Raw genomic sequence first — 18,010 nt, forward strand, 5'->3', positions numbered from 1 at the left:
ATTTTTCGGGTTAAATATCTATACGTTGCAAAATGTATAACAAATTTCTAAAAATAGCAATAGTTTTTTTTAAAGTTTCATGAATAATCCCTAATTTATGGAAAGATTATTTCTGCTTCTAATAGGGTTGCTTTCTAATTCCGCAGCTTGTGTCCACTTCACACAGTCTGCTCGAATGTACAAGTATTAACCGATAAAACAATTAAAATTTAAATAAAAAAAGATAATTCCTTAAATAATTTTATGTTTATAGCGTAACACTTTCCTTTCGCATTGAAAACTATTTTCATTTGCCTATTGTGATAATGATTATTTTTCAATTGATAAATAGAGATTAAAAACTATTTTTATATAAATAAATTAGAGGCTTTTACTTATTCTAAATGCTTCCATTCTTCTATTATATCATTCGCTACGAGTACGGGCTTTGCGCCTTGTTGGATCAATTCATTCGGGCCAACTGAATAGGGACTAAAGATATTTCCTGGTATAGCAAATACGTCTCGCCCTTCATTGACGGCAAAATTAGCGGTGATTAAGGAGCCACTTTTCTGCTTCGCTTCTACCACGAGGGTTCCGTTACTTAAGCCGCTAATAATGCGATTTCTCATTGGAAATTGCCATTTAAGTGGTTTTGTTAATGGGGGATATTCAGATAGCACGAGATGATCTTTCATCATTTCTCCGGCTAGCTCGCGGTTTTCTTTTGGATAAATATGAAAAAGGCCTCCCGCAATAACGCCAATTGTTTTACCCCCATGATCAATAGTAAGCTTATGGGCTATAGAATCTACCCCGTGGGCTAGACCACTTACTGTGGTGATTTTCTCCTCTACTAGTTCTTTTAGAAGCTGTTGCATCACTTTCGTACTGTAGGTAGTTGCTAAACGGGAACCAACAATCGCTAGCTTTTTTTTCGATTGAAGCAAGGAAAGATCTCCTTTTGCATAAAGAACCCAAGGCGGCTGGTAGATTTCTTTTAGAAGGGGTGGATATAATGGATCAAAAAAAGGAATAGTGTGGATATGATTGTAACGATACTGGTTCATTAGCTCTTCCACATAATTCGAATGGATTGTTTCCACTATTTCCTTTTCAACATTAGGAGGTAACGAGGATAAAAAGGAAGGGATTTTATGCAACTGAAGAGTAGGATCTTCTTTCAGAAGACTCCCTATTATTTTCCAACTAATTCCTCGACAGTGATGTAGCTTAATTAATGTTTTGTTTACAATTTCCATCTTTTCTTCCTTTCACTTGTCTACTTTTTCACAAAAAATTAGCTAACATACAAAAGGAAGACGAAAAACACTTCATAAATAAGGAATTATCTTCCTTCATTATAAATAGTTTTTTGAATTATGCCTAGTATTCATTTTCACTGTTTGCATTTGTAAATCCGCAGATTACATATCTTCCTAACTAATCTTAAAAAAATATCACGAAAAAACCTAGCCTTATTTGCAAAATAAGACTAGATTTCTTTTTTATTTTGTAACTACTTCATGTGTTTTACATTTTTCGTATAAAGACTGCTCTTTTAATACCTCTATCAATGTAGCTCCCATATCAGATGGAGTTGGCGCTACTTTTATGCCGCATTCTGATAGAACGCTAATTTTTTCGTCCGCCGTTCCTTTTCCACCTGAGATGATTGCACCAGCATGCCCCATTCGCTTACCTGGTGGTGCAGTGCGCCCGCCGATGAATCCTACTACCGGCTTCGTCATATTTGCTTTTACCCATCTTGCCGCTTCTTCTTCTGCAGTACCACCGATTTCTCCAATCATAATTACTGCATACGTATCTTCATCTTCATTAAATGCCTTTAGTGTATCAATAAAATCTGTTCCATTTACTGGATCTCCGCCAATTCCTACTGCCGTAGATTGGCCAATACCAGCCTGGGAAAGCTGATGAACAGCTTCATATGTTAAGGTACCTGAACGAGAAACAACCCCTACATGGCCCTTCTTATGGATATATCCTGGCATAATCCCAATCTTACATTCTTCAGGTGTAATTACCCCAGGACAGTTCGGACCTATTAATCTAGTCTTTTTCCCTTCCATATAGCGTTTTACTTTCACCATATCAAGAACAGGAATATGCTCTGTAATACAAATTACTAAATCAAGTTCTGCATCAACCGCTTCTAATATCGCATCTGCCGCAAATGGAGCTGGTACATAAATAACCGATGCATTTGCTTCCGTAACTTCTACAGCATCTTTCACGGTATTAAAAACAGGTACTCCTTCTACCGTTGTACCGCCTTTTCCTGGAGTTACGCCCCCAACGATCTTTGTACTATATTCAATCATTTGTGTTGTATGGAAAAGTGCTGTTGCACCAGTTATTCCTTGGACAAGGACCTTTGTATCTTTATTAATAAAAACACTCATGCTTAATTCCCTCCTTGTTCTACTAAGGTTACAATTTTCTCAGCACCATCAGCCATCGATTCTGCTGCTACAATATCCACACCTGATTCCCGAAGAATCTTTTTGCCTAAGTCTACGTTTGTTCCTTCTAGGCGAACAACAAGCGGCACATGAAGGCTGACCTGCTTTGCAGCTTCCACAATTCCTGTTGCGATAACATCACATTTCATAATGCCACCAAAAATATTAACAAAAATTCCCTTTACTTTTGAATCAGACAAAATGATTTTAAACGCTTCTGTTACTTTTTCTGCTGTTGCGCCGCCCCCAACATCTAAAAAGTTTGCCGGTTCTCCGCCATAATGCTTAACAATATCCATCGTTGCCATAGCAAGTCCAGCACCATTTACCATACAGCCAATATTTCCATTTAAGGCAATATAGCTTAGATCATATTTAGACGCTTCTAATTCTTTCTCGTTTTCTTCATCTAAATCTCTATATGCTACAATATCTTTATGTCTATAAAGGGCATTTGAATCAAAATTCAACTTTGCATCCAACGCCATAATATTTCCATCCTCTGTTAGCACAAGTGGATTAATTTCAGCAATCGAGCAGTCTTTGTCTACAAATACTTTATATAAACCAGTCATAAATGCAACTGCTTTATTTACTTGCTTGCTTGGGATATTAATTGCAAATGCAACCCGACGTGCTTGAAACGGAGTAAGACCAGTTACTGGATCAATAACTTCTTTGACAATTTTCTCTGGGTACTTCTCTGCGATTTCCTCAATTTCTGTACCACCCTCTTCAGAAGCCATTAATACGATTCGAGATGTTGCACGGTCCACGACAAATCCTATGTAATATTCCTTCTTGATCCTGCAGCCTTCTTCTATTAATAATCGTTTTACTAATTTTCCTTCTGGTCCTGTTTGATGGGTAACCAATGTGCTGCCCAATATATCTGATGCATAAGTCTGTACTTCTTCCAAACTTTTTGCAACCTTTACTCCACCAGCTTTCCCTCGACCACCTGCATGGATTTGTGCTTTCACTACCCATACATCACTGTTTAATGTTTCTGCAGCTCGCACTGCCTCTTCTACTGTAAAAGCTACTTTTCCTTTTGGTACTGAGACGCCGTTTAATTCTAAAATCTCTTTCCCCTGATATTCATGAATATTCAAGCTTCCACACCCCTTTGATTTCCCTTTTTTGTAAAATTGGAGACAACTGCATTAATACATCTTATAACGAATGAATGAAATTTATTTCATTCTTTTTTGTTTTCTCCTTTTGACATAATAATCGTTTTCACTGTAGTAATAGGCTTTCCTAAAAGCGATTTACGATTTATTTATCTATTTGGAAAAAACAAAAATATGGTCACGCTTTCATTTTAAATGAAAAAACCTTTCTTTGTCTATAAAAAAGTCTTTTATCTTTAAATATTTTACATTTAAAAATATTTTTTCTTCATTTTTTGCCTTTTGGAGCGTCTTTTTTCGTCGTTTCCTTCTCTAATGAATAAATATATGCAAACACTTCAGCAACTGCCATATATAAATCTTCTGGAATTTGTTCATTTATATTTAATTTACTTAGAAGTTCTACAAGCGAAGCATCTTCCTGAATCGGGATATTCTCTTTTTTCGCCCGTTCAAGTATTTGCTCAGCCACTAAGCCTTTCCCTTTTGCAATAACTGCAGGAGCTGAATGTTTATGCTTCTCATAGGTTAACGCTATCGCTTCTTTTCGTTTTAAAGGCCTAGGCTTGTTCATATTTTAAGATCCACTCCTTTGTAACCATTTACTCGCATTGCTTGCTGAGGACTCCACATAGGCCTGTCTTCTTTTGTCAAAGGTCTCACATGAACTGCCATCAGTTTATAATCAAGCTCCCTAAGCCTTTCTTTTAAAGACTCTTCCTTTTGTTTTATTATTGGCATTATTTCAGTTGCTTGATCATTAAGGATACTCATATTCATGATTCGGTTTTGGATATTTAAATCAATAACCGTATCCTTCATATGAGCAAGCTCTAAGTAAAAAAGGATGCGACAATAATTGCTATCCACTTTGCCATCTTCCGTTTTTCTGCCATTATACTGCATCGTTACATCCACCTGCTGGTTGAAAAAACGAAGGGGAATTTCTGTAACTAGCTGCATAATAGGACCAGTTTGCTGACTCATAAGCTGATAGCCTGTCATTTTATCGATCAGTTGTCCTGCTGTCTCTTTCACAGCTATTGGAACGTCTTTTCCCATTAACTCTAGTAGCATGGGCTTTAGCATTTCCTGATGAAAGGCTTGTTCGTCTTCCATCGGAGTTCGTTTTAATAATCCAGCTTCATACGAATAGCCCATTTTATGAATTATAGTTTTTATCGTATCTACCATACTATCTTTGGAAAAATTTTCTCCCTCTGTTAAACTAGAAAGCAAATTGTTTAAGATTGGTTCCTTCACTTTATGGGAAGAAAGCTGCTGTTGCAACTCCTCTATCAGGACACTAAATCCTTTATCTGATTGCAAGGATGAAAGACTTGAAAATACTTCTTTTGTTAGAGGCAGCTCTCTTTCAAGCATAAGGCCAATAATCGAAAGCTCTTGTTTTCCCAAAGAACTTGGCAGCCATTCCTTTATGTTTCCAATCGCTTCATTCGTAATTGGTAGATTATTAGATAGTAGATAATGGAGTAACAATCTATTGTCTTTTGTGTTAGGAAGATTTAGCTGTTGAAGCAATCCAGTCATATTTCCTTTTTCTTCTGGTACTTCATTTGCTTGGGTTAAAACTTTTAAAACTGGCTTATCATCCGTTATGGAAACTTGAAACCAATAACTTTGATCAACGGTTACGGGAATGGTTAGGTTGGCAAGCATTCTTTGCGATCCTATTTGTACCTCTGCCATTTGTTGAGGAAATAATTTTGTCAATTTTCCATATACTAGTTGTCCATCTCTTAATTCAAGGGCTTTGTTACCTAAACGATTTTCATGAAATAAATCATGTACAATATGGTTAATATTCATCTTATTCCTCCTTTCTTCCTTAACAAAAATACAACCATTCCATTAGCTATTTTATATTCTCCACCATCTCTTTGATAGGGGAAAAACTCTTGCGGTGATGAATCGTAATCCCACATTCCTTAAGAGCTACTAGATGCTCCTGTGTGCCATAGCCCATATTGCTCGCAAAATGATAATCAGGATACACTTCATGTAACTCTTTCATCATGCGATCTCTCGTTACTTTTGCAATAATGCTTGCCGCAGCAATTGAAACACTTTTACTATCCCCTTTAATAAGGGACTGGCTAGGGTATGGAGTGGTTAATTTCATTGCATCAATAAGTAAGTAATCTGGCGTTTGGGAAAGCTCATTAATCGCTTCTAACATTCCCTTTTTTGTTGCTTGATAAATATTAATTCGATCTATTTCTGTAGGTGAGATTACTCCCACCCCTATCGAAATTGCCTCATTTTTAATGACCTCATAAAATAATTCTCTTTTTTTCTCTGACAATTTCTTTGAATCGTCGATACCAGGTAAGTAAAAACCTTCCGGAAGGATAACGGCCGCTGTGACAACAGGTCCAGCAAGCGGTCCTCTGCCTACTTCATCAATGCCTGCAATATATGTATATCCCTTGCTTCTTATTTCTATTTCATAACGATTCATCTTGACGAAATGGTCATGAAGCTTCTGTTCCTTTACGATACGCTTCTCCCATGCTTCTAGAAGCTTCTGAGCCCCTTTTCTCTCGTCCTTTCGTAATTCAAGGATAAAAGGGTCATTAACTTCCTTTATCCCTTCTAGCGTCTCTTTTATTTCTTTCATCGTTGCTAATTTCATTTTTTACACCTCGATATTTATATCGGTTTATGGATGATTTTATTTATTTTAATCTGTTCGGTATGCTTTTACTTCGCTTCCGAAAATGTTGGCCGTTATTTTTCCATTTCAGACACAAAATTTCTTCTCTCCTTATAACTATGAAAATTAGAAATTTATCTCCTACTCTTTACATAGAAAAGAGAAGTGTCTGATTTTAGCCACTTCTCTTTGAGAGCTTTTTACATATCTTCTGTTTTTTCAAATGTCAAAGGTCCAAATTTTTCACTTCTGATATCACGGATTATTAATTCTGTCACTTTATCATAGTCAATCATACCGCCGCCTGATAATGCTCCTCTAAATGTGCCGATTTTATCAAACAGTTCAACCGTATCCTCTGGAATCGTATCTAAATCATATCTTTCTTTTAAACGTTCTGGATATTCTTTTTCCAAAAAGCGTAGTCCAAAGATAGCAATATCTTGTAAATTTAAAATAGTATCTTTAATTGCTCCCGTTAAAGCAAGCTTTAATCCAACTTCTTGGTCTTCAAATTTCGGCCATAATATTCCTGGTGTATCTAATAGCTCCATTTCTTTGCCTACTTTAATCCATTGCTGTGCTTTCGTTACACCTGGTGTATTTCCTGTTTTGGCAATGTTTTTTTTCGCCAATCGATTAATCAGGGTAGATTTACCTGCATTCGGAATTCCGACAATCATTGCTCGAATTGCTCGTGGTCTAATTCCTTTTGCTTTCATGCGATCAAATTTTTCCGCCAAAACTACTTTTGCTAAAGCAGTAATTTCCTTCATTCCTACCCCTGCGTGTGAATTAATCGCAAGCGCTTGTATACCTTGCTTTTTGAAGTAGTTTATCCATTCTTTTGTACGTTCTTTATCTGCCATATCTGCTTTGTTCAATAACACAATTCTCGGTTTATGCTGGATGATTTCATCAATCATGGGATTTCGAGATGATTGAGGAATTCTCGCATCCACTAATTCAAATATAATATCTACCAGCTTTAATTTTTCCGTTACCTGTCTTCTGGCTTTCGCCATATGCCCCGGGAACCATTGTATAGTCATCTTGCACCTCTATTTCTTCCACTTACATTATTCTACTATTTTTAAATCGGAAATCGGCCAATATACAACACTTGTACTGCCAATTATTTTATCATAGCCAATTGTACCAATATGGCGGCTATCTTTGCTATTTCTGCGGTTGTCACCCATTACAAATAACTCATCCTCTGGTACGGTTGCAGTGAAATCCTCCGTTAGTAGTCCATTTAGCCCTTCCTTATTATGTTCCAAGTAGGGCTCTTCATAAGCTTGTCCATTGACATATAACACATCATCTCGATACTCAATCGTATCTCCCGGCAAGCCAATTACTCTTTTTATATAATCTTTGCCTTCTGGCGCGTGAAAAACAATAATATCAAAACGCTTTGGTTCACTTACTTTATAGTTTATTTTATTTACAATCATTCGATCTTGGTCAAGCAATGTTGACTGCATAGACTCTCCATCTACTACAATGGGAGCAAATAAAAAATATCGAATGACAAAGGCGAGTAAAACAGCGATAATTAATGCTTTACTCCATTCCCATACTTCATTTTTCTTCTTCTTTTCAGTTGCCATACCTTTCACCAATCCTTAACTGAACAATATAGGTAGTTATTTATGTATGATTGAACGCTTCACTAACATGATATATTTTAGCGGAATTTCTGGATGAAGTAAAATTGGAAAGTAAGATATAAAAAAGAACTTGTTACAAGAACAAGCTCTTTTTTGGTAACAATTATCGAATTTCTTTAATACGAGCTTTTTTACCACGTAGGTTACGTAGGTAGTAAAGTTTCGCACGGCGTACTTTACCGCGACGGATAACTTCTAGCTTCGCAATTTTAGGTGTGTGAACAGGGAATGTACGCTCAACGCCAACTCCGTAAGAAACTTTACGTACTGTAAAAGTTTCGCTGATACCACCACCACGACGCTTAATTACAACACCTTCAAATAACTGAATACGTTCACGAGTACCCTCAACAACTTTCACGTGTACACGTACAGTGTCACCAGGACGGAACGAAGGAAGATCAGAACGAAGTTGTTCTTTTGTAATTTCTTCTATTAATTTTTGCATCGTTTTCAACTCCTTCCAACAGACGCTCTTGCACTCATAATGGAGACCACTTGCAGCGGAACATCGTTATAAGACTCTTCACAGAAATCCATCTGTTTAAGTCACAAGTGTTATCTTAACATAAAACTATAATAACAGCAATATTTTTTCTAAAAATAATAGAACTTTGCTATTTTTAATATAATTGTATTATGTTAACTTGGATGATGTTGCTTTTTTAACTCCTTTACAAGCTTTTTCTGCTTCTCTGTCAGCGGATAATTATCTAGTAAATCCGGACGTCTTTCAACCGTTCTTCGGAAAGATTCCCTTTCTCTCCATTCATCTATATGAGCATGATTTCCAGATAACAGTGTATCCGGAACCTTCATACCACGAAAATCAGCTGGTCGAGTGTAATGAGGATGCTCCAACAAACCAGTGCTAAACGAATCATTTACATGGGATGCTTCTTTCCCCAGTACACCTGGCAATAGCCGTACAACACTGTCAATGACAACCATTGCGCCCAATTCACCGCCAGTTAGGACATAGTCACCAATGGAGATTTCATCTGTTACCAAATGCTCTCTGATTCTTTCATCATATCCTTCGTAATGACCACAAATGAAGATTAAATGCTCCTCTTTGGCCAGTTCTTCCGCTTTTGCTTGCGTGTATCTTTCTCCCTGAGGACACATTAGAATGACACGAGGCTTGGTTCCTTCCTTTTTTGCTGTTAATGCACCAACAGCGTCAAATATCGGCTGGGGCTTTAATACCATTCCAGCACCTCCTCCGTACGGATAATCATCAACGGTTTGATGCTTATTATCAGCGTAATCGCGAAAATTCACGACATTGTACGCAGCTTTTTCGCCTTCTTCTGCCTTCTTTAAAATAGAACTATGAAGAACCCCTTCGAACATCTCTGGAAATAATGTAAGTACATCAATCTTCATTAAGAAAACAGCCCTTCCATTGGCTCTATTACAACTAGTTTTTCTTGCACATCTACTTTCATCACTACTTCTTCGATATATGGAATCAAGATTTCATTTTTATCTTGGCCTCTCACAACCCACACATCATTCGCTCCCGGTGTTAAGATTTCCGTAATTTCTCCAAGCTCTTCCCCTTCTACGGTTACCACTTTACAACCGATAATTTCATGAAAATAATACTCATTTTCTGCAAGTTCTCCAAGAAAGCTCTCTGGCACCTTTAAAAGGCCGCCCTTCATAAATTCCACATCATTCACATTTTCATAGCCTTCAAATGTAAGCAGATTGAAGTTCTTATGTTCTCGATGGCCTTTAATTTTCAATTCAAGCGGATTCGCTTTATCTGTCTGAAAAAAATAAATCGTATTCCCAATTTTGTAGCGTTCTTCTGGAAAATCAGTACGAGAAATAACACGAATTTCTCCTCTTATCCCATGTGTATTGACAACTTTACCAACATTAAACCATTTCTCCATTGCATTCACCTCTATCGAATATCAACCACTGTTCCATCTTTTACAATAATTGACTTATTTGTATTTTCCCAAGCCTGCCCCACCTGAACATCAACAACAGCCATTACTTCTTGCTCCTTGATTTCTGTCCCTAATGGTAGTATATGTAATTGATTTAATTGAAACTCTATCGTTTTTTGTTTCTCTAATTTATTTGTAACTTCCTTTCGAAAAAAACGTTTAATTTCCGAACCAGAAGGGTGATTTTTCAATTGTTTTCTTTCTTCAAAATGAAGCTGTTGTACTTCTTTTTCTAGTTGCTCTATTTCTTGCCGATATCGTTCAGAAATGGACTTTCGCGTTTTCTCTGTTAAAACTTGTTTTACTGTTACAGACTGAAGAATCTTCATATACTTCCTCCTAACAGATGACAACCTTTGTACATACTACTAACAAGGTAACATATATTGCATTTTTCGTCTAAATACAAGTAAATTATCAATCATTTTACCAACACTACAGCTACTTCTGAAGAAATGCTAGCACTTAAGTTTAATATATCAGCCAATGTAACATGTTTATCAGCCAAAATAATTATTTATCAGCCAAATCTCCATCGATATCAGCCAAAGAAGCGCACTAATCAGCCAAACCCATATTTCTCCTAAAAAACAAAGGAAGGAGGGTTCCCCCTCCTTCCTTTTCATTTAATCTCTAATATCAACAATAATTTTCTTTTGTTGTAATGATCCTGCTGCATAAACAATCGTTCGAATGGCTCTCGCTACTCGCCCTTGCTTCCCTATTACCTTTCCTATGTCATTCTCGTTGACAGAAAGCAAGTAAGTGATACGATTATCCTCTTCTGTTACAGTTACGGCCACTTCCTCTGGAAAATCAACAAGGGGCTTAACAATCGTTTCTATAAGCTCTTTCATTGCATCAAAAATTATTTAGCGTTTTTGATATTGTGGAATTTTTCCATAATACCTTGGTTAGAGAATAGGTTACGTACTGTATCAGATGGTTTTGCACCATTTTGTAACCATTGTAGAGCTTTATCTTCGTTGATTTCCACGATAGCTGGGTTTGCTACCGGATTGTAAGTTCCTACTGTTTCAATGAAACGTCCATCACGTGGTGAACGAGAATCTGCTACTACGATACGATAAAAAGGAGATTTTTTTGCTCCCATTCTTTTTAAACGAATTTTTACTGCCATTTAATATTGCACCTCCGAATAGTTTCACACAAGATAGTATATTATCAGATACTCCAACACTTTGTAAAGTGTTTTTTCTTGTCAGTGTTAAAAATCTTTATTTACGCCCTCTAACAGTCTGTTTTCGCCCAATTTCAATGGACAAACGAAGCCAATTTTATATAAAAAACTGTCGTTAGAACGGGTTGAAAGGTAATTTTAATTTACCTTTTTTCTTGCCCTTTTGACCCATATTGGTCATTTGCTTCATCATTTTTCTCATGTCATCAAACTGTTTTAAAAGTCGATTTACTTCCGGAACGGTTCTACCGCTTCCTTTTGCAATACGCTTTCTTCTGCCAGAATTGATGATCTCTGGATGTTCTTTTTCTTGCTTAGTCATGGACTTAATGATTGCCTCTACATGTGCAATTTGCTTTTCGTCCACTTTCATATTGTTTAAGCCTTTGATTTTGTTCGCACCTGGCATCATTTTAATTAATTCGTCAAGTGGTCCCATGCTTTTCACCTGGCTTAAGGAATCAAGAAAATCGTCAAAGGTAAATGAATCTGATTTCATTTTCTTTTCTAATTCTCTCGCCTTTTCTTCATCCACGTTTATTTGCGCTTTTTCGATTAAGCTAAGCACATCACCCATTCCTAGGATTCTAGAAGCCATTCTCTCAGGATGGAATGTTTCAAGCGCGTCCATTTTTTCTCCCAAACCAACAAATTTAATTGGTGTGTTTGTAACAGAACGTATGGAAAGCGCAGCACCCCCACGTGTATCACCATCAAGCTTTGTTAAGACAACTCCCGTTAATCCTAACTGCTCGTTAAAGCTTCCGGCTACATTGACAGCATCTTGCCCTGTCATTGCATCGACAACTAGTAATATTTCTTCTGGGTTTGCAAGTTCTTTGATTTGCTTTAATTCATCCATTAGGGCTTCATCTACATGAAGACGACCTGCTGTATCAATTAATACATAATCATGATGATCTTCTTTCGCTTTTTCAATCGCTTGCTTTGCAATTTCAACAGGACTAACTTGGTCTCCTAGTGAAAAAACTGGAAAATCAAGCTGTTTTCCTAATGTTTGCAATTGCTTAATCGCAGCAGGACGATAAATATCTGCAGCTACTAATAGTGGATTACGATTATGTTTTTTACGCAGTAAATTTGCAAGCTTACCAGTGGTTGTTGTTTTCCCCGCCCCTTGAAGTCCGACCATCATAATGACAGTTGGAGGACGTTTATTCACACCAATTTTGCTTTCTTCTCCACCCATTAATTCCGTAAGCTCTTCTTTTACTACTTTAATAACTTGTTGTCCAGGAGTTAAGCTTTTTAGCACTTCCTGTCCAACTGCACGTTCACTTACTTTTTTGACAAAGTCTTTTACCACTTTAAAGTTTACGTCTGCCTCAAGAAGCGCAAGACGTACTTCACGCATCATTTCTTTTACATCCGCTTCATTTACTTTCCCTTTTCCACGGATTTTTTGCATCGTGTTCTGCAGTCGGTCAGCTAAACCTTCAAATGCCATACGTCAGCCTCCTTAATCTAATTTCTCTAGTTCCTCTACTGCCTCTCGCAACGCAGATATAGATAAGGTATCATGTTCTAGCATTTTTTTCATCTTTTCAAAAAGAACTTGACGCTCTTGAAATTTCTGAAGTAATAATAACTTATTCTCATATTCTTCTAGCATTGCTTCTGTACGTTTAATGTTGTCATACACCGCTTGACGGCTTACATTGTACTCAGCAGCAATCTCCCCAAGAGAGTAATCATCCAAATAGTAAAGAGACATATAGCTTCGTTGCTTCGGTGTTAACAACGACTGATAGAAATCAAATAAATAATTCATTCTCGTTGTTTTCTCAAGCATCGAATAATACCCCCGTGTTAAGTCAAAAGCCTTTACATCGACTATTTTACACACCAGAAAAAAAGATGTCAAGAAAATATCTTTACAAATTGAAAAGCGGAGGGTGCCCGTTTAGGGGCGTGTGGGGTGGAGCGATGATTCCTGAGATATAGGAAACACAGTGAACGGCAGTGAACTGATGTTGACTTATCGTAGGGTAGCATCGTGAAGCCCATCAGCCCCTGGGCACCCGGAGCTGGACTAATTGAAAAGCGGAAGCGCCTGGTTATCGTTGTACAAACTAGTAGGGGGGCTGACTGAGATACTTTTAAAAATGCGACAATTTAATGTTGTCTCTTCCCTAGTTTGTTTTTAATAAATACAAATGGGCTTTTATAAGGTTTCTATGTTACCTTCTCCTCTTCTTTTCCTTACGGTTCGGGCTCAAAGAACGCTCCTCTGTTACTTATAAACCAGTTTATAACCTAAACCGCTGCTTCCATAAAAAACTGCAGATAACTTTTAAAGTATACCCGCAGTTCGTATCATACCAACCTATCTCATCGTTTTTTCTTCCGCTTCATCTCTAACAATTGATCCAAATGGTTTTCGTTCTCTTCCTTTGTATTTAGCTTTTTCGTCTTTTTCGGTGGTTTTGCTTGTTTTTTATTTGTTTCTCTATTAGAATCCAGCTGTGCCTCTTTCCCTATAGATACTGGTGTCTCTCTAGGTGCTGAGCTGATCTTTTGCTTAAAGGTCTTTTGCCGTTTAACACCTTCTTTTTTTTCAAACACAGCAAGGAATTTAACTGGTAATCCTAATCTTCTAATGGCAATTTCTATCAATAGAAGCAGGAAACTAATGAACAGCAAAACTTCTGTAATCTCCTGCTTTTGTTTAACTGGATTCTTTAGCGGTCGAAATGCTTGTGATTCTTTTTCTAGCTGAGAGCCGTCAGTTATTGCCAGAAGCTCGTTTACCTTTTCTTCATTGGCTCCGGTAATTAAATATTCATCAGAATAAGGGACGGTAAAGCCTGATTGGTAAACGGTGACATTTCCATCCTCATCCGTCTGTTTGACATGAATAAAATAAAGACCTGGATCATTGTCAACATCCACCTCATATTTTCCAGGGGCAATCATTTTTGTATTTCCTTCAACCACTTCTCCTCTTTCTGAAATAATGGTTGTTTCAATCGGGAGCATCGATAATTTATCTGCTGAAACGGATAAATAGGTTCGATCCTGCTCTTTTTCGACAGATAAAGAATACGCTTCTGAATCGTACTGTGGCAAAGTATTCGCGACCACTTTTGTAAAAAAGCTGCTCCATTGGTTCCAGCGAGCCCAATCCCCGTTCCATGCACCATTTACGTCAGAAGTGAAAGCTATCGTCTTACCTAAACCGTATTGCCATTCTGCTAATATCGGATCTTCCTTTGTGCTTTCAATCGGAACGGTGCTTTCTGCTTTGGGTGTTGTTGCGATATAGGCATTCATCTGGGGAATTCCTTGACTAAACAACGAATCCCATCCATAGCCAGATTTAATATTAGGATAAAATGGATTGTCTTCAATATAGGTTCTTGTCGCCATAACAGTTTCTCTTGATAAAATGGAAGGAATAACCGTTGAATCCTGTACATCATAAAAACGCCCTGCCCCAAGCTTTGCTAATTCCTCCAACAAATTTCGGTCCGCATCTGCGCCTAAAGCTACCGTTGACATCGTAACATTTTTCTTACTGCCTTCATTAATTAGCTCTTCGTAATCATTATTCGTCGCAGATTGTCCATCGGTGAGTAAAATGATATGTTTTCTTTTTACATCTAAATCACTGATTTGATCATAAGCTTCCACTAATGACCCATATATTTCAGTTCCTCCACCAACTGGAACAGAACGAATTTTATTTACTACTTCTTCTTTATTTTTCAAAGGCTTAGGCTCCACTATCACCCATGGTTTATCATCAAAAGCAATAAACCCTAACGTATCTGTCTCTTGAAGCAATTCAACCGATCTTGCTGCCGCTTCTTTCGCTAACGAAAACTTTTGCCCATCCATACTTCCAGATCGATCTAAAACAATCATTAACGCCATTGAAGGCATTTCTTTTTTTCCTTTGATGTCCATATCTACTGGGAGAAGCTTCTCTATAGGTGTTTGAAAATATCCCCCTAGCCCGAAGCTATCTTCCCCACCTGTCATGAGAAAACCGACACCAAAGTCTTTGACACTTTTTTCGATAAGACTCATTTGATTTTCCGTAATATCTGTTGCAGCAATATTATTAAAAATAATCGACTGATAATTCAAATAGCCAGAAAGTACGGTTGGCAGCTGAATCGATGAACGTACCTCTACTTTATACCCTGCTCCTTCCATGATTTGTACGAGCGCTTTATTTGAATCATTTTGAACCAAGAGAATTTGCGGAATCGTTTTAACCATATTCACGACCTGCAGCTTGTTATTTTCAGCGTAAGCATCATTCGTCAATTCTAGTTCCGCTTTATAGGTTACTAATCCAGCCTGTTCCACTGGAAACTGGATTGGGATAACATTTGTTCCTTCTTTTATTTCAATTGACTTGGAAACAATTTTATTATTATTCTCATAAAAATGAAGCAATCCACTCTTTGCAATATTACTCTCAATCGTTACAGAAACCGACGCTTGTTCCCCTTCATATAAAGTGGAAGGCACTTCTATTTCACTAACGGCAGTATCTTCATAAGAATGCGATTGGAGCAAAACAGTATCTAATTCGATAGAGCGATTTTTTAATAACTTCGCAGCTTCGGTGAGATTCCCCATCGTCTCGTTTCCGTCCGTAAATAGAATAATTCTTCCACCACTATTATTCGGAAAAACACTACTGGCAAGATTAATGGCCCCTTCAATATTCGTATGATCTTTTCCTGTCTCCTCATTCCATTTTGGAAAACGGAGACCTTCTTTTCCCATCATTTGTTCAATGGTTGCTTTCTCTCCAAAGGAAAGAACACTATATTCATCTTTTTCGTTCTTATTTTGCACGCTTTTTTCCAGCCATTCGAGTTGCTGGTCTCCTGAATCTTGTACACTTGCACTTCGATCCATTAGAAATACAACTTGTGTTTCTTTTTGCGGCAAAACTATTTGAGGAATAGCAAGCGCAATGATTAATAGGGAAAAAATACATGTTCTTAAAAAGAGTATAACCTGACTTTCCTTTCTATTTGTCATCAGCTTCATCTGCTTCCAATATCGGTAAAGAAGAAAAGCAACAGGAAGGAATAGTAATAGAATGAATGGGTATTTAAACTCTATTTGCACGGCGATAAACCTCCCATTCCAGACATAAAATGATAAGAACAAGTAAACATAAAACATACCATAGCCAATCACTTTCCGTTTTTGTAACCTGATTTTCCTTTAGTTGGGTCTCGTTTAATATAAACGACTTTTGCGATTCAATGGTCTTCTCTCGGTCATCTAAATTCACAGAAAAATAAAGGAGCTCAGAATCATTTGTAAGCTGATAAACACCTGGTAGCTTCGGTGCCTGGAAGCCATCTTCCATCGAAAAGGAGTCTACTAATTGGTCATTTTCATTATATATATCCCAATCGGATTCTTGATTTGTTAATGAAATGGTTCTTGATTCTAAAGGCTGAAAATCTCCAACATAATTGGATTGTGAGGAAAGCCATTGATACATATTGTATAAAAGAATCGGAAAACTTGGGTGTAATGGCCAATCACTATCTTTTAAATCAAATTGAATGAATATGGCTGGCTGATTATTTACTTCCCCTTTTTGAATCAACGGCAGCTCTCCACTTTTAACAATCGGTTTCATACTTTCCATCGTTTGCTTTATAGCACTTGCGATAAAAACATCCTTCATATCTACATGTAATAATAATTCATCTTCACTTTGTTCTATCTCTGTTTGTAATTCTTCTTTTTTTCCATCCGTAAAAAAGAATACAAACGGAGCCCCAATATTTTCAGGTAGCGTAGAACCAGATAATAGGAAAATACTGTCCTGTTTCGTTAAAAATTCTGTTTTATCCTCCATTTGGATGACACGAAGACCAATCGCCTCAAACCCCTTTACCAAAAAAGGATTCATTTCCTTATCTGTATACATAGTTGTAATCTGTCTATTAAATACAGCGGTTTGCCTATTATCGATTACATAATCATCTGTAGCAGTAAGTTTGGCATTGTAATAAGATTTCTCGGGTAAATCGTTTATTGCGATTATTTTTCTTTCTTTTGGCTGTAGCTCAATCTCTTGCTGATAAAGCACTGTTTTTTCGCTTTCAACTTGAAAAGGTATTGTCTTAAGGGAATCTGATTGATTTTCCACCATAGCAATCCCTGCTACTCCATCACCATTTTTTGATACACCAAAAGATAAAATCGAAATATTATCTGGCTTTTCCTGTTCTTGATTATGTACTTCTACGTAGAAGGAATTAATACTCTGTATCCTTTCCTTCTCTACTCCGTCAGAAAAAATATGAATAGCCGTTTTTCCCTCTTTTGCTAGGCTTGCGGTTAGTTCTGTGGCACTTTGCCAGTCTTCATGGGTATAGGAAAGCTCTATGTCTTTAATCGCTGCACTTACTTTATATCGGTCTGACTCATCATGTAGAAGTATTTTAGGATGATCATTTACCTCGAGAACCGTGACAGATTGGTTTTGCTGAATACGTTCCATCATTTCTAACGCAGCAGCTTTGCTTTCTTCTAATCTATTAGAGGCATTTTCCTTTGCGGCCATCGAAGCCGATGTATCAAACATAAAAATGATTTGTTCCCCTTTAATCGCCTCTTTAGCAAAATATGGCCCTACAAGTGCTAACATCAGCAAAAGTAAGCAAATAAGCTGCAGCCAGAATAAGACGTTATTTTGCCATTTATGTAACCATGAGGATGCCTTCATTTCCTTAAGAACTTCCTCCCAAAGTAAATTGGAAGGGATGATTTGTTTAGTATATTTCTTCCGAAAAAAATATAATAGGATAAATAATCCAATTAAAAATAGCAGCAAAAAGTAGTATGGATTTGCTAAATGCATTTTTTCTCTCCTTTTGG

Annotated in this window: 18 protein-coding genes; all 18 read right to left on the reverse strand. The window is 37.1% G+C overall.

The annotated features are described in order from the left end of the window. Positions 1 to 374 precede the first annotated feature (374 nt). The 18 genes from dprA to ACTQ5K_RS07360 all read right to left on the reverse strand — a co-directional run bounded on the left by dprA (position 375) and on the right by ACTQ5K_RS07360 (position 17,993). The gene (gene dprA / locus ACTQ5K_RS07275) at positions 375 to 1,241 is read right to left on the reverse strand and encodes a DNA-processing protein DprA (protein ID WP_441993808.1); all 867 of its coding nucleotides are present in this window, start codon (positions 1,239 to 1,241) and stop codon (positions 375 to 377) included. Positions 1,242 to 1,487: 246 nt separating this feature from the next. Further along, positions 1,488 to 2,405, reverse strand: a complete 918-nt coding sequence (gene sucD, locus ACTQ5K_RS07280) for a succinate--CoA ligase subunit alpha (RefSeq protein ID WP_441993809.1) — start codon at positions 2,403 to 2,405, stop codon at positions 1,488 to 1,490. A gap of 2 nt (positions 2,406 to 2,407) precedes the next feature. Continuing rightward, positions 2,408 to 3,580, reverse strand: a complete 1,173-nt coding sequence (sucC, locus tag ACTQ5K_RS07285; RefSeq protein ID WP_235247687.1) for an ADP-forming succinate--CoA ligase subunit beta — start codon at positions 3,578 to 3,580, stop codon at positions 2,408 to 2,410. A 289-nt stretch (positions 3,581 to 3,869) separates the two neighbouring features. Continuing rightward, a complete protein-coding gene (locus ACTQ5K_RS07290) occupies positions 3,870 to 4,175 on the reverse strand; it encodes an EscU/YscU/HrcU family type III secretion system export apparatus switch protein (RefSeq protein ID WP_031534459.1) in 306 nt (101 codons plus the stop codon). Beyond that, on the reverse strand, positions 4,172 to 5,431 hold the full coding sequence (locus ACTQ5K_RS07295; protein ID WP_031534457.1) for a hypothetical protein: 1,260 nt from the start codon (positions 5,429 to 5,431) through the stop codon (positions 4,172 to 4,174). Before ACTQ5K_RS07295 ends, ACTQ5K_RS07290 begins: the two co-directional genes overlap by 4 nt. A 46-nt stretch (positions 5,432 to 5,477) precedes the next feature. Then, the gene (locus ACTQ5K_RS07300; protein WP_031534455.1) at positions 5,478 to 6,257 is read right to left on the reverse strand and encodes a ribonuclease HII; all 780 of its coding nucleotides are present in this window, start codon (positions 6,255 to 6,257) and stop codon (positions 5,478 to 5,480) included. 221 nt (positions 6,258 to 6,478) lie between these two features. After that, the gene (ylqF, locus tag ACTQ5K_RS07305) at positions 6,479 to 7,330 is read right to left on the reverse strand and encodes a ribosome biogenesis GTPase YlqF (protein WP_031534453.1); all 852 of its coding nucleotides are present in this window, start codon (positions 7,328 to 7,330) and stop codon (positions 6,479 to 6,481) included. A 27-nt stretch (positions 7,331 to 7,357) separates the two neighbouring features. After that, positions 7,358 to 7,894: a signal peptidase I gene (gene lepB, locus ACTQ5K_RS07310; RefSeq protein WP_031534451.1), complete on the reverse strand. Its 537-nt coding sequence runs from the start codon at positions 7,892 to 7,894 to the stop codon at positions 7,358 to 7,360. A gap of 163 nt (positions 7,895 to 8,057) precedes the next feature. Then, positions 8,058 to 8,402: a 50S ribosomal protein L19 gene (gene rplS / locus ACTQ5K_RS07315; protein WP_031534450.1), complete on the reverse strand. Its 345-nt coding sequence runs from the start codon at positions 8,400 to 8,402 to the stop codon at positions 8,058 to 8,060. A gap of 194 nt (positions 8,403 to 8,596) precedes the next feature. Further along, complete coding sequence (trmD, locus tag ACTQ5K_RS07320; protein ID WP_251627314.1) at positions 8,597 to 9,343, reverse strand: tRNA (guanosine(37)-N1)-methyltransferase TrmD; 747 nt, start codon at positions 9,341 to 9,343, stop codon at positions 8,597 to 8,599. Then, positions 9,343 to 9,861: a ribosome maturation factor RimM gene (gene rimM / locus ACTQ5K_RS07325; RefSeq protein WP_031534446.1), complete on the reverse strand. Its 519-nt coding sequence runs from the start codon at positions 9,859 to 9,861 to the stop codon at positions 9,343 to 9,345. The genes trmD and rimM overlap by 1 nt, the downstream gene beginning before the upstream one ends. An 11-nt stretch (positions 9,862 to 9,872) precedes the next feature. Continuing rightward, positions 9,873 to 10,250 (reverse strand): YlqD family protein, encoded by a 378-nt coding sequence (locus ACTQ5K_RS07330; protein WP_235247690.1) that lies wholly within the window; start codon positions 10,248 to 10,250, stop codon positions 9,873 to 9,875. Between the two features lie 297 nt (positions 10,251 to 10,547). Beyond that, on the reverse strand, positions 10,548 to 10,778 hold the full coding sequence (locus ACTQ5K_RS07335) for a KH domain-containing protein (protein ID WP_031534442.1): 231 nt from the start codon (positions 10,776 to 10,778) through the stop codon (positions 10,548 to 10,550). 11 nt (positions 10,779 to 10,789) lie between these two features. After that, positions 10,790 to 11,062, reverse strand: a complete 273-nt coding sequence (gene rpsP / locus ACTQ5K_RS07340; protein WP_031534440.1) for a 30S ribosomal protein S16 — start codon at positions 11,060 to 11,062, stop codon at positions 10,790 to 10,792. 175 nt (positions 11,063 to 11,237) lie between these two features. Next, the gene (ffh, locus tag ACTQ5K_RS07345; RefSeq protein ID WP_251627315.1) at positions 11,238 to 12,590 is read right to left on the reverse strand and encodes a signal recognition particle protein; all 1,353 of its coding nucleotides are present in this window, start codon (positions 12,588 to 12,590) and stop codon (positions 11,238 to 11,240) included. 12 nt (positions 12,591 to 12,602) lie between these two features. After that, positions 12,603 to 12,935, reverse strand: coding sequence for a putative DNA-binding protein (locus ACTQ5K_RS07350; RefSeq protein ID WP_031534436.1), 333 nt, complete (start codon positions 12,933 to 12,935; stop codon positions 12,603 to 12,605). Positions 12,936 to 13,474: 539 nt separating this feature from the next. After that, complete coding sequence (locus tag ACTQ5K_RS07355) at positions 13,475 to 16,237, reverse strand: VWA domain-containing protein (RefSeq protein WP_235247691.1); 2,763 nt, start codon at positions 16,235 to 16,237, stop codon at positions 13,475 to 13,477. Continuing rightward, positions 16,221 to 17,993, reverse strand: a complete 1,773-nt coding sequence (locus tag ACTQ5K_RS07360) for a BatA domain-containing protein (RefSeq protein WP_235247692.1) — start codon at positions 17,991 to 17,993, stop codon at positions 16,221 to 16,223. The genes ACTQ5K_RS07355 and ACTQ5K_RS07360 overlap by 17 nt, the downstream gene beginning before the upstream one ends. Between the last annotated feature and the right edge of the window lie 17 nt (positions 17,994 to 18,010).

The organism is Niallia sp. Sow4_A1, from assembly GCF_052116745.1.
GTDB classification, from domain to species: Bacteria; Bacillota; Bacilli; order Bacillales; family Cytobacillaceae; genus Niallia; species Niallia hominis.